Annotated in this window: 11 protein-coding genes, 1 tRNA gene and 2 pseudogenes; 5 read left to right on the top strand and 9 right to left on the bottom strand. The window is 63.1% G+C overall.

Annotation, left to right across the window (positions count from 1 at the left end; all coding sequences use genetic code 11):
• Positions 1 to 166 precede the first annotated feature (166 nt).
• The 4 genes from CK215_RS29005 to CK215_RS28995 form a co-directional block, all read right to left on the bottom strand.
• Positions 167 to 796, bottom strand: coding sequence for an FkbM family methyltransferase (locus CK215_RS29005; protein ID WP_141245568.1), 630 nt, complete (start codon positions 794 to 796; stop codon positions 167 to 169).
• A 136-nt stretch (positions 797 to 932) separates the two neighbouring features.
• Complete coding sequence (locus tag CK215_RS31070) at positions 933 to 1,166, bottom strand: hypothetical protein (protein ID WP_141245567.1); 234 nt, start codon at positions 1,164 to 1,166, stop codon at positions 933 to 935.
• Positions 1,133 to 1,209: transfer RNA gene (locus CK215_RS29000), tRNA-Arg, on the bottom strand. The genes CK215_RS31070 and CK215_RS29000 overlap by 34 nt, the downstream gene beginning before the upstream one ends.
• 117 nt (positions 1,210 to 1,326) lie before the next feature.
• Entirely contained in the window at positions 1,327 to 1,632 is a 306-nt protein-coding gene (locus CK215_RS28995; protein WP_066999298.1) for an ETC complex I subunit, read from the bottom strand.
• A 277-nt stretch (positions 1,633 to 1,909) separates the two neighbouring features.
• Between CK215_RS28995 and CK215_RS32335 the strand changes: the two genes are divergently transcribed.
• From CK215_RS32335 to CK215_RS28980, 4 genes and pseudogenes are all read left to right on the top strand, one after another.
• The gene (locus tag CK215_RS32335) at positions 1,910 to 2,881 is read left to right on the top strand and encodes an NAD(P)H-dependent oxidoreductase (protein ID WP_141245566.1); all 972 of its coding nucleotides are present in this window, start codon (positions 1,910 to 1,912) and stop codon (positions 2,879 to 2,881) included.
• A gap of 131 nt (positions 2,882 to 3,012) precedes the next feature.
• Positions 3,013 to 4,182, top strand: coding sequence for an NAD(P)/FAD-dependent oxidoreductase (locus CK215_RS28985; protein ID WP_095832961.1), 1,170 nt, complete (start codon positions 3,013 to 3,015; stop codon positions 4,180 to 4,182).
• A gap of 307 nt (positions 4,183 to 4,489) precedes the next feature.
• Positions 4,490 to 5,236 (top strand): annotated as a pseudogene (locus CK215_RS32450) (PAS domain S-box protein); the annotation flags it as partial.
• Positions 5,237 to 5,252: 16 nt separating this feature from the next.
• Positions 5,253 to 6,005: an HWE histidine kinase domain-containing protein gene (locus CK215_RS28980; protein WP_245418865.1), complete on the top strand. Its 753-nt coding sequence runs from the start codon at positions 5,253 to 5,255 to the stop codon at positions 6,003 to 6,005.
• Positions 6,006 to 6,073: 68 nt separating this feature from the next.
• On the opposite strand, the gene CK215_RS28975 is transcribed toward CK215_RS28980, so the two are convergent.
• The gene (locus CK215_RS28975; RefSeq protein ID WP_095832960.1) at positions 6,074 to 6,502 is read right to left on the bottom strand and encodes a hypothetical protein; all 429 of its coding nucleotides are present in this window, start codon (positions 6,500 to 6,502) and stop codon (positions 6,074 to 6,076) included.
• Positions 6,503 to 6,951: 449 nt separating this feature from the next.
• On the opposite strand from CK215_RS28975, the gene CK215_RS28970 reads away from it, so the two are divergent.
• Positions 6,952 to 7,284, top strand: a complete 333-nt coding sequence (locus tag CK215_RS28970) for a hypothetical protein (protein WP_095828778.1) — start codon at positions 6,952 to 6,954, stop codon at positions 7,282 to 7,284.
• Positions 7,285 to 7,328: 44 nt separating this feature from the next.
• Here the strand turns inward: CK215_RS28970 and CK215_RS28965 are convergent, their stop codons facing one another.
• From CK215_RS28965 to CK215_RS28950, 4 genes and pseudogenes are all read right to left on the bottom strand, one after another.
• Positions 7,329 to 9,056: an SEL1-like repeat protein gene (locus CK215_RS28965; RefSeq protein WP_095832959.1), complete on the bottom strand. Its 1,728-nt coding sequence runs from the start codon at positions 9,054 to 9,056 to the stop codon at positions 7,329 to 7,331.
• Positions 9,057 to 9,099: 43 nt separating this feature from the next.
• Complete coding sequence (locus CK215_RS28960) at positions 9,100 to 10,506, bottom strand: HlyD family type I secretion periplasmic adaptor subunit (protein WP_095832958.1); 1,407 nt, start codon at positions 10,504 to 10,506, stop codon at positions 9,100 to 9,102.
• Between the two features lie 78 nt (positions 10,507 to 10,584).
• Positions 10,585 to 12,816 (bottom strand): peptidase domain-containing ABC transporter, encoded by a 2,232-nt coding sequence (locus tag CK215_RS28955; RefSeq protein ID WP_245418864.1) that lies wholly within the window; start codon positions 12,814 to 12,816, stop codon positions 10,585 to 10,587.
• 312 nt (positions 12,817 to 13,128) lie between these two features.
• Positions 13,129 to 13,955 (bottom strand): annotated as a pseudogene (locus CK215_RS28950) (hypothetical protein); the annotation flags it as partial.

Genomic DNA, 13,955 nt, shown 5'->3' with positions numbered 1-13,955 from the left:
ACGTCACGCCGTAAGTGTGGCGGCCGATAGCAACATTCTCCGGAAGTTTAGAGCTGGCATCCCGCAACCATTTGGAAAAGATAGACATATGCAGAGCTCCCCGCAGCCCTTCTGCGATTTAGCAGTAAATGAGCCAGCCATAGCTCTCGTGATTCTCAGCCTGAGATCAGCCCCAGCCCAAGTCTATATTGGTAATCCCGTCTCTACTGATGCGGTCGCGAAGCACGGCGATCCGATTGGCCAAATCCAGCGAAAGCCTTTCGTGCGTCTCCACCAGAACATGACCGATGGACCGATGGATGCCGTCATCGAGCATGGACTCGATGCATTCCGCTTCCGCACCCTCAATGTCCATCTTAACAACGGCAATCGGTTCCTCGATCCCTCTCAGAAACTGCACGAGATCGATCACTTCGACTTCAACGGCGGGGCCGTTCGCGTGCTCGGGCACCTCGAACAGAGATGACCACTCGGTCATCCGGACATTTTTCGTGTCGGGCCTCTGATTAAGGATTGCCGTCCTCGCGGAGCCGCCTACCGCTTTTGGAATGATCGTTACCCGCTCGTCATTGCCGAACCGGCCCTTCAATATCTTGAGAGCCCTAGGGTCCGGCTCAAAGGCGATTACCTTCATGCCATAGCTGAGAGCGTGCCGGGTAACGTCGCCTACATTGGCCCCGAGGTCGATGAAAAGGCCATGGCGCGGAAGGGATTTCATCAGCTGATGAAAGTCGAACTCAGCCTGCCTCTTCGGACGCGGCGGACAATGCCATCTGCGATACAGATGCCAGCGCAATACAAATTCGAGATAACTTTCCTGTAACACTCTGAGTCCGTCTGCCCTTCGGCGCGGATATACTGGGCACCGCGCGCGTCTTCAAGCATCCAAATTCGTCAAGGCGCCGTGTTTCCACTTGGATCAGACATTCAGGTCATCGGCGGGCGATCACCTCGGGAACGATCGCTTTCATGCCATCATCTACCGTTCCGTGGGTGTCGAAGCAGGCGCTGAGCGCGAACTCGCCGCCGCTTCGGCCGCAAGGGGAAACCGCGAAAAGGATTGAAAGTTGGAAATCGGTTCTTTTCGAGTTGGAACGCTTTAGCCTGGAAAGCGCTAAGTGGTTGAAATTAATGGCGATCCCGGCAGGATTCGAACCTGCGACCATCGGCTTAGAAGGCCGGTGCTCTATCCAGCTGAGCTACGGGACCGCTGGCCGGCCGGAGCCGGCTGATGCGACTGCGCGGATGGATCTAAAAGGATGATCCGCTCCGATTTTTGTTACGCAATTCCGGACGGAAAACCGCTGTGCACTTTTCCTGGGATTGTCAATGGGTCCAGGGCGTCCTGCGGTCATAGCGGAAATTGTCCGAATAGGAAATCTGCCGGCGCTTCGGCTCCTTCGGCTCCTCGACACGATAGGCAATGCCCTGCTTCTCGGCATAGGCGACCGCCTCTTCCCTGGTATCGAAGGTGAGTCGCACCTGGCTCAGCATATCGCCGGACGAGGTGTAACCCATCAGCGGGTCGATCTTCTTGCGCTGGGCTGGATCGAATTCCAGCACCCAGTGGCCGGTCTTGGCCTTGCCGGACTGCATCGCGGTTTTGGCTGGGCTGAAAATGCGCGCGGACATGGCCACCTCTTTGCCGCCCGAAGACCGGGCAATCATTTAGCGCGCGCCAAAAGGCCGAATGGAGCCTTAGGCCACGCGCCAGCCCGTCAATACTGTGCAACGGCGCCGGCGGCAAGGCCATACGCAGCCACGGCTTGGCCAGCGGAGGTCGGAACCTCGCGCCAGCCCGGACATTAACCGAAAAGAGAGGCGACCAGCACAGCCGGTCCAAGGTTGCGGGGCCTTCGTTATGTCCGCCTCGCGTCGCCATGCCCTCAACAAGCCTGGACAGTCCGCCATGACCATGACAACCGAACATCCCGTCCTGCAGCTGGCCGTGCTTGTCGGCAGTCTGCGGGCCCAATCCTACAGCCGCAAGATCGCCAAGGCGCTGGCGGCCCGCGCACCGGATTCGCTGCGCTGCCGCTTCATCGAGATCGGCGAGCTGCCTTTGTATAATCAGGATCTCGAGGGCGAGACGCCGCCTGCCGCCTGGTCGGCGTTCCGCGCCGCCATCGGGGAATGCGACGCGGTGCTGTTCGTCACGCCGGAATACAACCGCTCGATCCCGGGCTGCCTGAAGAACGCCCTCGACGTCGGCTCACGCCCCTCTGGCAAGAGCGTCTTCAAAGGCCTGCCCGCCGGCGTCGTCAGCGTCAGCCCAGGCAAGATCGGCGCCTTCGGTTCCAACCAGGCGCTCAGGCAGACCTTCGTCTTCCTCGACATGCCGGTGATGCAGCAGCCGGAGGCCTATATCGGAAATGTCGCCGAGCTGCTCGACGACAGCGGCGCGGTTAAGAACAGCGACACGGCCGCCCTCCTGAAAGATTTCATCGAGGCGCTGGAGACGTGGATCAGAACCGTGCGGCCGGGCGGCTCGTCCTTCGACGCCTTCATGAAGCAGCGTGAGAAGATCGCCGAGGATTATGTCAACGGCAATGCTACGTCGTTGAAGGCAATCGTGACGCATAGCGAGCCGGCCACCTTCTTTTCGCCGCGCGGCGACCATCTCGAAGGCGCCGATGCCGTTGCCGGCCGATACGAGCGCGACGCCGCCAGCTTCCACCAAGGCGGCAGCACCGACATCGAGGTGCTGCAGGCCTCCGCGAGCGGCGATCTCGCCTTCTGGACTGGACTGCAGCATGCGAAGGCGCGCATGGGCAAGAACGGACAGCCGGCCGAGATGACCTTGCGGGTGACGGAAGTGTTCCGGCTGGAGGACGGCGCCTTCAAGCTGGTGCATCGCCACGCCGACCCCGCCAACGGATAATCTCCCTATCCGCGACACAATGCCGGGCTCTTTGCAACCACGGCCTATTCCCATTGCCTCGTCAGCGGCATATGTCGGATACATGGCCGTGGCACGTGAGAGCCATGACGACGATAAAGACAAGAATGGGCATGGAAGCGGAAATCTCGTCGGGTTGGACCGGCGAGCCGGCGATCCTCGAAGGCGCGATCGTGATCGGCGCCGGCGCGGCCGGATTGGCGGCGGCCTACGCCCTGATCGAGGCCGGGATCGCCACCGAGATCCTCGAGCGCGAGGGGCGGCTGGCCGAGCCCTGGCACCACCGCCATGAGAACCTGCATCTCAACACGCATCGCGACCTCTCAACGCTGCCCGGCGTTTCATTTCCGCAAGGCACGCCCGCCTTTCCGCACCGCAGCGCGGTGATCCGCCTGTTCAACGACTTCGCCCAGACGCACCGGCTGCCGATCGCCTTCGGCGTCGTCGTCGAGGAAATCGATTTCCGCGGCGATCACTGGCTGCTGAAGACCAGCACGGGACCGCGAGCGGCGCGCCACGTGGTGATCGCCACCGGGCGCGACCGACAACCCTTTATCCCGGCCTGGAAAGGCATGAAGGATTTTTCGGGCAAGATCGTCCATTCGGCGCATTTCGGCCGGGCGAGCGACTATGCTGGGACAAAAGTGCTGGTGGTCGGCGCCGGCAATTCCGGCTTCGACGCGCTCAACCATCTTTCCGGGGTCGAGACCGGGCAGATGTGGCTCTCGGCGCGCAACGGGCCGTCGCTCCTGCCCAAGCGCATCGGCAAGATCGCCGTGCATCGTTTCTCGCCCGTCATGGCGAGACTGCCTGCCCGGCTCGCCGATGCGGTGATGGCGGCGACGCAGCGGCTGGTCTTCGGCGATCTCGGGAGGTACGGCCTGCCCCCCGCCCCGTCCGGCGGCGCCAGCCGCCTCGGCTCGGACTATACGGCGATCGCCGCCGATGACGGTGCGGTCGACGCGATCAAGGCCGGCCGCATCATCGTCGTGCCGCAGGTCAAGGAATTCAGGCACGACGGCGTCGTTCTCGAAAGCGGCCAGTCGATCGCGCCTGACATCGTCATTGCCGCCACCGGCTACCGCACCGGGCTGGAGGCGATGGTGGGCAGGCTCGGGGTGCTCGATGCCAAGGGGGTGCCGCTGTTCAACGGCCCGGCGAACGACCCGAAACTGCCCGGCCTCTGGTTCACCGGCATGCGGCCGAGCATTCGCGGCTGCTTCGCCAATGCGCGCATCCAGGGCGCGGCGATCGCCGGCAGGATTGCCAAGCAAAGGCGCTGAGGCGCTAGTCTGCGCGCGAGGCTTCCGTTTTGGGCCGGCCGCGGAAGCTTTATATGCCGCGAGCGTCGGAGTACGGCGCGGCCTGGTAGGCACCTGATTTGGGATCGCGAATTGCCATTTGGCTCAAGCCGCTAGACGGGCGCCGCTCGCGGCTCGTCGGCGACACCAGCCGCCGCGCCGCAACGCGACAAGTCCTATTGCGAAACCGCGCAAAGCGCATATTGTCGAGCATGGTCGGGGATCGTACCCGGCGGTCGAAGGGGGCGATCGACGCGGTGCTGCGTTAGGCGATTGGGTCAAGGACTCGATGCAGCAAGGGGCTATGAGTGTTACGGCCACAGGGCGCGGCCAGCGTGAGCAAGCCGACGGCGATATTGCCCGCGAGCAAACCGTCCTCTTTCGCCTCACCGACCGACTTTACCGCGCCCATGGCCTCGTCGAGATCTACGATGCGGCCCTCGATGCCATATGCGACGCCCTCGGTTCGTCGCGCGCCTCGATCCTGAGATTTGACAACCACGGCGTCATGAGCTTCGTCGCGTGGCGCTCACTGTCTGAAGAATACCGCAAGGCTGTCAACGGCCACACGCCGTGGACAAGCGATCAGCGCGACGCCGAGCCCATCTTTGTCGAGGATATTCGTTTCAGCGGTGAATCTCAGCAACTCATCGACACGGTCCTCGGCGAAGGCATCGAAGCGCTGGCCTTTATCCCGCTTGCCAGCTCCCGCGAGCTCATCGGCAAGTTCATGGTCTACTACCCAGCCCCCCATAGCTTCACCGATCGTGAACGCGAACTTGCGTTGACCATTGCCCGCCAGCTCGGGTTTGCGATCGAACGGGACCAGGCGGAAACCACTGCGGCGCGGCTGAGCGCGCTTGTCGAATCCTCGGATGACGCGATCATCGCGACGGATCCCGACGGCATCGTCACGGACTGGAACGGTGGCGCCGAGCGGCTCTACGGCTACCCCCGCGCGGAAATTGTCGGTCGTTCGCTCATGTTGTTGATACCGCCCGATCGCCGGAACGAGGACCGGGATATTCTGGCGCGCATTCGAGATGGAGAGCATGTCGAGCATTTCGAGACCGTTCGCCTGCAAGGACGGCAGCATCGTTCCCATCTCTTTGACCGTTTCCCCCATCGCGGACGCGTCGGGCGCAATTGTCGGTGCCTCCAAGATCGCCCGCGGCATCTCCGAGCGGCTGCGCGCGCAAGAGCAGCGGGAGATACTGCTCCGCGAGATGGACCACCGTGTGAAGAACCTCTTCGCCATCGCAAGCTCGATCGTCAAGTTGAGCGCCTCGGCCGCCGAAACGCCGGCGGCGCTCGCCTCGATCGTGTCTGACCGCCTCGGCGCCTTGGCGCGTGCGCATGCGCTGACGATGCTCACGTCTGGTGGCCGCTCTGCTCAGGTCTCCACGAGCCTGCATACATTGGTGAACGCGATCCTCGCGCCATACCGCCATGTGGCCGATGAGCATCCCCGCTTCGCGATCACCGGCATCGATATTCCCGTGCCCGCGGCAATGATCACGCCACTTTCCCTCCTGCTGCACGAATTCGCCACCAACGCCGCCAAACATGGCAGCCTCTCGGCGGCCGCCGGCTCAATAGAGATCGATTGCGCCAATCGGGACGGCAAGGTGCTTATTCAATGGCGAGAGGTTGGAGGACCAGCTCCCGTCGCAACCGAAGAAGAAGGTTTCGGGAGCCGCCTGGTCCGCGTCGCCGCGAGCCAGCTTGGCCAAGTCGAGCGAAACTGGGACCCGGCCGGCGTCACTATCGAGGTCACGCTTGACGGCGAAAGATTTTCTGCCTGACGACCAGAAGGCCGAGCTGAGGTGGGGATCTCCTCGGTCGGGTCGACCAATCGAGCATGACAGTCGGGCTAGTTCATGTCCCTAGCGGCGTCTTCGATCAGCTTGACAACCAAATTGCGAAACCTCTCGCCGGACCTGTTCCCTATATTTCCAACATCCTCAGCGACCATACCGGGTGAAGAAACCGAAACCTCCCCACTGACGTGAACGTTGACGGTGAATAGCCTTCCGGCGGTGTTTTTCACTTCCGGCTTTCGGTAGATTCGAAACCGAACAGAGGGCGTCAGCGCTTTGTCACGGCCCCGCGGTGCGGTGTCTATGTCGATCGTCATCTCCCCCGACACTTCTGCCTTGGCCGCTGCCAACGACGCAACAACGACATCGTCCAGCCAGGCCCTGGCTTGGGTGCCAAAATCCGGCACCGTGGCGTTCGCATCCTCCTTTTGCTGGCGAGGAGCTTTCTTGCCGCGCTCAAGGGCTTCTTTGAACTTAGCCACCTAATCGCCTCCGACTTGTCAGCCTATAAAGCGGCGCTCACATTGGTCACCGCCCTGCCAATCAATAAAACGCGCGCCATCCCAGTGCGTTGCAATGAACAGCCCTTCGGCGCGCGGTTGATGGATCGACGGGGGCGACGCGCGAAGGTTTGCTGGCAACGGAGCGTTCTTGGGCTCCGCCGTCAAAAGGCAACGTTGCGATGCTGCTGCATAGAGGCATCCGGGCCTAAGCTTATTCAATTAAATCAATAGGTTATATAAAACCATCACATGGCACCGTCAGTAGGGCAAGACGGCGACGATCGGACGTCCAGGGTTCTCATCCAGGTTGAGCGCGCGTGAGCCGCTTGCGTCCCGCCCGGCAGCCAGGTGGTACCTCTTTATCAATGCTTCACCATAGCAACAGCGGTCCCGGAACCTTTCCGATTGCTGCGAACTTCTGGAATTCCATGAATCCCAAAGTGAAGGACTTCGGCATGAAAGTCACTGCAGCAGGCATCGACCGCATCAAGATCGGCAACGCCGACGCGAGTGGCCAGGGCGCGCATTTCGTCGTTTGGCTTTATCTTCAGGTCGACGAAGGCGGCACACAAACCGGTCAGGAACTGGTGGTGTCGGTCCCGTACGACGCGCAGATGACCTTTGATGAAATCGCTACCCAGGCTTTCGAGAAGGCGCACGCCCTGCTTCTCGCCTGCTGCGAGATCGATAAGTCCATGTGGTGGAAACAGTTCAACCACAGCCTTGCGCCGCTGCCTGAGTGGACGCCCGGCGCGCAGTAGTCGGGCGCGGCCGATGCCGGTGCTAAGCCTTGGCAATGAATGCCTCAGCCGGCCAATTCGGAAAGTTCGTCGGCCGCTTCCTCAAGACCTTGCGCCGCCGCTCGCTCGAGCCAAAGGCGGCCGACTGCCGGGTAGTGCTCTCCGGCTAGGCCCTTCGAGAAATATCGGCCGAGCATCAGTTGGGCCTGCCCGTGCCCACGCTCGGCCGCGGCCGCAAACCATTTCTGCGCCGCCACGTGATCGACCGGCAGTCCCTCGCCGGAGCTCTGCAGCGCGCCGAGAGCAAACATTGCGCCGGCATGGCCGTCGGCAGCAGCCCGTCGGAACAGCTGTATTGCGGCTTCGGGAGAGCGTTTGCCTCCGCTCCCATTGAGCAGCATCTCAGCAAGTGCCACTTGCGCATCGAGCATGCCGCCTTCGGCCGCTTGGGCAAACCAGGCACGAGCCTGTTGCGCGTCGGCAGCCACGCCGCGCCCGTCCCTGAGAATGCGCGCATACATGTACTGAGCCTCAGCCACGCCTTCAGCCGCGCGCCTCAGCCATTGCGCGGCGCGAGTTTCATCCTGGTGCACGCCGACGCCTTTGGCGAAACACAGCCCGAGATTGAAGGCGGCGATAAGGTCGCCCGATAATGCGGCCGCCTCGAACCACCCCGCTACGCTCTTGATATCGTCCGGCTCGCCGGCTCCCTGAAGAACAAGATTGGCCAGATCGACTTGCGCTGCCCGGTTCCCGCTGCTTGCGGCGGTGCGCAGCCAATGCGCTCCCTCTTGCTCGTCCCTGGCGACACCGTTTCCCGTCAGGTAGAGAGAGGCCAGCGCGCGAGCGGCGGCCTGGTGACCCCCCTCGGCCGCACGACGATACCAAATTGCCGCCTCTGAAAAGTCCGGCGGCCGGCTCTTCACGTTACGATCGCCGATAAGATTCGCCGCCTCGACGTTGCCCGCCAATGCCGCACGCCGTATCCAGGCCTCTCCGGTCACAGGATCCTGATCGCCGAGGCTCCCGTCGATAAGCGCCAGACCCAATCGGAATTGGGCCGCAGGAAGCCCTTTCTCCGCAGCTGACTGGTATAATCGCGCCGCACCCGCAATGTCGCCTGCGACGCCGCGGCCGTGTTCGGTCAGGATCGCGAGAAGATAGATTGCCGTCGGCAAGCCAGCATCCGCCGCCCGCCGGACCTCATCGGCAATCCTGGACCGGTCTGCCGACAAACCTCGCCGTGCCAGCGACAGGGCAAAACCAAGGCTTCCTTCGGCGCAGCCGGCCGCGGCCGACCGCTCGTACCACCTGTAGGCAGCATCCGCATCGCGCATTGGTTCGGGACCGCTGGTCAGGATGTAGCCGAGGAGTGCCTGGCCGGTGGCGGAGCCCGCCTCGGCCGCCTTCGTGGCAAGGTCGAGCGCTGACGCAAAGTCTGGCTCGCTCGTGGTGTCCTCGAAGAACAGGCGTTCCGACTCGGAGCCCTTGTCAGCCTCGGCTGTCGCCATCCCGGTCACGTAAAGTGCGGCGAGAAGCGCCTGCGCATCAGCGCTCCCGTGATCCGCTGCTCGCCGCAGCCAGCGCGTCCCCTCTGCCCGGCTGGGCGGCACGCCGGAACCTTCGAGATAGCAACGCGCGACCCGATACTCGGCCTGGCCTATGCCCGCACGCGCAGCCGTGGCGAAGAGCGGAAAGGCCTCGGTGGGCTTGCCATTTTCAGCAAGCTGGATCGCCCTGCGCAATGCTACGGATGGGCTAGCCAAACCAGTCAGGCGATCCAGAATTGTCATCGATGCCAGCCTCTGGCTGCTCCGGTTCCTCTTGAGCTGCAGACTACGGCTCGCGCATCGCTTCCTGACCGATCGGGAGCATCACCCCAAGCATGTATTTGAGCACCGTGCGCCGGCCGACCTGAACGTCGGCGGTCACCGGCATGCCGGGGGTGAGGGCAAACCCGGCGGGTACGTCATGCAGCGCGACCTGATCGATGGAAATGCGCGTCCGATAGAACGGTTCTGTGTTCGAGGGCAGCATTGCCAGCGAACTGTCTGGATCGCGGGCTTGCTCCTGAGCGGAGAAGGAATCCGGACTGAGCGTGCGCACGGTGCCGTGAGCGAGGCCGTATTGCGAATAGGGGAAGGTATCGAACTTGATGACGACAGGATCGCCGACATGGACGAAGCCACTGCTTCGGCCGACGACATTTGTCTCGATCTCGAGCGGCGCCTTGGCGGGCACCAGCGTGATCAGGCGCTCGCCCGACTGCAGGACCGAGCCGACCGACACCTTTGCCACGGACTGGACAATGGCATCTCCTTCGCTTTTCAGCTCGACCAGTTGCTTGCGCAGCTTTGCCTTGTTGAAGAGCTCGCGCGCGTCGGACATGCGAGAGCTCGCCTCCGACAAACCTTGCGAGACTTCCGCGCGCCAGCCTTGAATGTAGCCGGCGCGGTCGGCGGCTACCGCAGCCTGCTGGCGCCTGGCAGCTTCCGCCGTCTGCACGGCGTTGCCGAGCGCGCGCGACATTTCGGCCGAATTGTCCTCGGCCAGCAGGGTATTGAGGCGGCTCCCGACTTGCCTTTCTTCCAGCTGCTTGCGCATCTGTTCTATCGATGCCGCGACGGAGAGCCGCTGCCGGTAGCCAGCGGCATCAGATTGCGCGCGCGAGATCACGGAAGTGAGTTCATCGCTTTGCCGATCGAAATTCTCCAGCTTGGCCTCGTAGACCGCCTTGCGGCGCTCGAAGATCGAGGCCTGCAGGGTCCAGCTGGGGTCGAGGCCGTCATAGTTGAACTCCTTGCCGTCGGCCTCCGCCTTCAACCGTGCCACTTCGGCCTCAAGCGTAGAGACCTGCATCCCCAGGGCCTGCAGGTCTGCCGAGGCGAAGGTCGAATCGAGGCGCGCAAGCAATTGGCCGGCCTGCACATGCTGTCCTTCGCGCACTTCGATCGAGCGGACAATCGCCGTCTCCAGCGGCTGCACTATGATGTTGGGCGATTGTGAAACCACGAGCCCCCTCGTCGTCACGACCTGGTCGACCGGTATCAGTCCGGCCACGGTGATCAAGACGATCACGAGGCTCGAAATCATCCATACGATGCCGCGCGCCGACCGAGGAATCGGCGCATTGGAGACGGCAGTCGACGGCCATTGGAACTCGAGTATGGCCGGCGTCGTCGGATCGTTCGCTTTCGCTCGGCGCCAGCGAGCCTGGCGGACGGTGAGCGAGGTGCTACTCATGGCTTACCAGTCCTCGTGTCGAAGTCATGCTTGGCGAGACGACCATTTCAATCTCGATCCCGCTGCGGCACGACATCGTCAAACCAATCGCGGCGGTACGGCCGCCGGCCGCGCGCCGCGGTTATCCAAATGTCGGTTCTGCTGCGACCACAGCTGGCGATAGAGCCCGCATCGTTCGAGCAGGACGGTGTGCGAAGCGACGTCGAGAACCTTGCCCTGCTCCATGACCAGGATCTGGTCGCAGTCGGTGAGCGAGGACAGCCGATGCGAGACGATGATCATGGTGCGCCCGCTGGCGATACGCATGAGATTGGCACTGACGACCGCTTCGCTTTCCGGGTCGAGAGCACTGGTGGCCTCGTCGAGAATGAGGATGGTCGGATCGTGGATGAGGGCGCGCGCGATCGCCAGCCGTTGCTTTTGACCGCCCGACAGGTTGGGCGAACCTTCCTCGATGTAGGTATCGTATCCGTTCGGCATGCGTTCGATAAATTCTTCCGCGCCGGCCAGATGCGCGGCACGCATGGCATCGGACAGCGTCAAGCCTGCGCGCCCGGCGATGATGTTGTCGCGGATCGACCCGCGGAACAGGAAATTGTCCTGGAGGACCACGCCGAGCCCCTGGCGAAGATGACGCAGGTTGATTTCCTTGAGGTCGACGCCGTCCAGCTTCAGGAACCCGCTGTAATCCCGGTTGATCCCCTGCAGCAGGCGCGCGATGGTCGATTTTCCCGACCCGCTCCGCCCGACAATGCCGAACATGGTCCCAGCCGGAATGTGGAAGCTGACCCGGTCGAGGGCGGGCGTCTTGGTACCGATGTAGCTGAACGTCAGATCGCTGAACGTAACTTCGCCGAGGAGCCTTGGCCGCAGACCGAGGGAGTTCGAACTCGTCTCCAACGGCCGGTTAAGGACGGATGCCGCCTCGCCGATCGCCGCTCCCACCTCCTCGTAGTCTTCGATCAGCCGCACCAATCCGACCAGCGGTTGCGCGACGCGTTGGGAGATCATCATGAAGGCGAACAGACCGCCGACCATATAGCCGGAACTGTCGTTCATCGCGAGATAGGCGCCAATCAGCATGGTGCCGAGCACCATTACGCGTTCAATTGGCGTAACCAGGGTCTGCGGCCAGCTGGCGAACTGCCCGAAGGAGAGACGCGCGCTTCCCGCCTCCGCCACCTGCTGGTCCCAAAGCGCCTTGCGTTGCGGCTCGAGCCCAAGCGCCTTCACGGTCTTTATGCCGACAACAGTTTCGCCCAGCGCCGCCGACTTCCAGGTCTCGGCCTCGATCACCCGCTGGTACCTTCGGCGCAGCGGCTTGAGGAAAGCAAGGATGATCAGCATGATCACCGCTGCGCAGGCAACGACGATCCAGGCAAGCTTCACGTTGATATAGAACATCACCGGCAGCAGCACGCAGAGGGTGATCAGGTCCAGGAACGTGCCGAGCAGTTTGCCCGTCAGAAACTCGCGGATTCGATAGACCTGCGCGAGGTGATACATTGTCTCGCCAGCGGGATGACGCTCGAAATAGTCGAGCGGCAGGCGCAGGAGGCGGCTGAAAACGTGCAGCTGCAGCTTGGTGTCTAGGCGGGCTCCGACGACGTTGATGATCAGTCGCCGCGCGTGGCCCAGGAGCGTCTCGTATGCGAAGACGACAGCGACTATGGCCGACAAGAGCAACAGCGTCGAGACACTGTTGAACTGCAATACCTTGTTGACCACCGTCATGACGATGAGCGGCGGCAAAATGGTCAGAACGCTGAGTGTGAAGGAGGCGATGGCCACGTCGCGAAGCGGCCGGCTTTCGAGCCGCACCAGTTCGGCGATCCAGCGAAGGGTGAAAGGCGCATCCGCGGCAACATAGGATCGCGCGTTTCGCAGCAGCACCGCCTCGCCCGTCCACACCTGCGACAGGCGCAACTCGTCGACAGCGGTGGATGGACCATCGTCGGGCGCTTCCGGACTTTTGAGGAAGACCACGTTGCGCTCGGCGCTCGCCCCGGTGAGGAGACCGGCGCCGCCGTCGCTGAACAAGAGAACGACCGGTCCGGTATCTTGAAAGCGCAACAGGTGTGACCAGCGAACACGCACTGCCCGGGACCACATGCCGCCGTTCTGCGCCCATTCCGACAGGTCGGTAGCGCTTGGAAACGGGCTTGCGCTCGCTGCCCTGAATTCGTTCGGATCGAGCTCGATACCGTGATAGCGGGCGACCCGGAGCATCGCCTTGAGGCGCGGCCCGACCTGGTCGAACTCGGCGGGGCCACCGGGGCTCCGCCCCGTTTCGCTGGTGCCGCCGGGCATGCCGGTCGGGTCGGCCGCGGTCCCGGCACGCAGCTCCACAGGCTGGATTTCAGCACTCCCAGGAACGTTCACCATGGACTCGCCTTCGGGTAGGCAGGCGGTGGTTCGACATTGCCCGCGGCGGACCAGTACCGCCGGAATCTCTGGTGGCGCTGATGATACTCCACGGCGGTCGGTCGCGCGAGCCCCTTAACCACTCGGAAAGGCCGAACGCGCAGGCCTTGCCTTTCGGCAAAGCCCACGCGCCCGCTTCTCAGCTTTGGACCGGCTTCTATCGTCGTCTGTCCGGTCGCCATTCCTCTTCACTCATGCTCAGTCATGCGGCTTCAGAATGTCCTTCAGCGCCTTCTTCACCGTGTCGTCGCTGTTGGCGAAGCCGGCACCCTGCTTGTTCTGATCCGAGGTCAGGTCGGTGCTTGCACCCAACGGCTTGTTCTGGTTCTGACCAAATCCCCTGATCGTGGTGAGAACATTCAGGAGGTCGGTCGTCACCGAACCGGCGGCCTGGCTGACAAGCTGACGGAACGACGCATGGCTGACGGCATCACTGTCGGTCGAGCCGGATTGCAGGAACTGCGTCGTGTCCTTGAGCCCGAGCGAGTTGGCCGTGACCGCGGCGGTGCGATGGCCAGGCGAGCCATCGGCATCAGTGCCATCTTTGGGATGTCCCTTCCCAGGATTGCTGCTGTCGTTGTGGTCAGGATCATTGCCATGGCCGTTGTTGCCTTTGTCGCGATCACCGGTCTCGCCGCCGGGGCCGGTCGCTCCGGTCGGGCCCGTTGCGCCGCCCGGCCCAGTAGCACCCGTCGAGCCGGTTGCACCCGTTGCGCCGGTCGCTCCGGTCGCGCCAGTTGCTCCGGCAGCTCCAGTCGCACCGGTGGCTCCGGTCGCACCTGTCGAGCCGGTTGCTCCGGTTGCACCCGTAGCGCCGGTCGCTCCGGTCGAGCCGGTAGTTCCGGTCGCACCGGTCGAGCCCGTGGCACCCGTAGCGCCGGTCGCTCCAGTCGCGCCAGTTGCTCCGGTAGCTCCAGTCGCACCGGTGGCTCCGGTCGCACCGGTTGCTCCGGTCGAGCCCGTTGCTCCAGTCGCACCGGTGGCTCCGGTCGCACCTGTCGAGCCGGTTGCTCCGGTTGCACCCG

This window comes from Mesorhizobium sp. WSM3864, from assembly GCF_002294955.1.
Taxonomy (GTDB): Bacteria; Pseudomonadota; Alphaproteobacteria; order Rhizobiales; family Rhizobiaceae; genus Mesorhizobium.
This window is presented reverse-complemented; position numbering and strand designations above follow the sequence as displayed.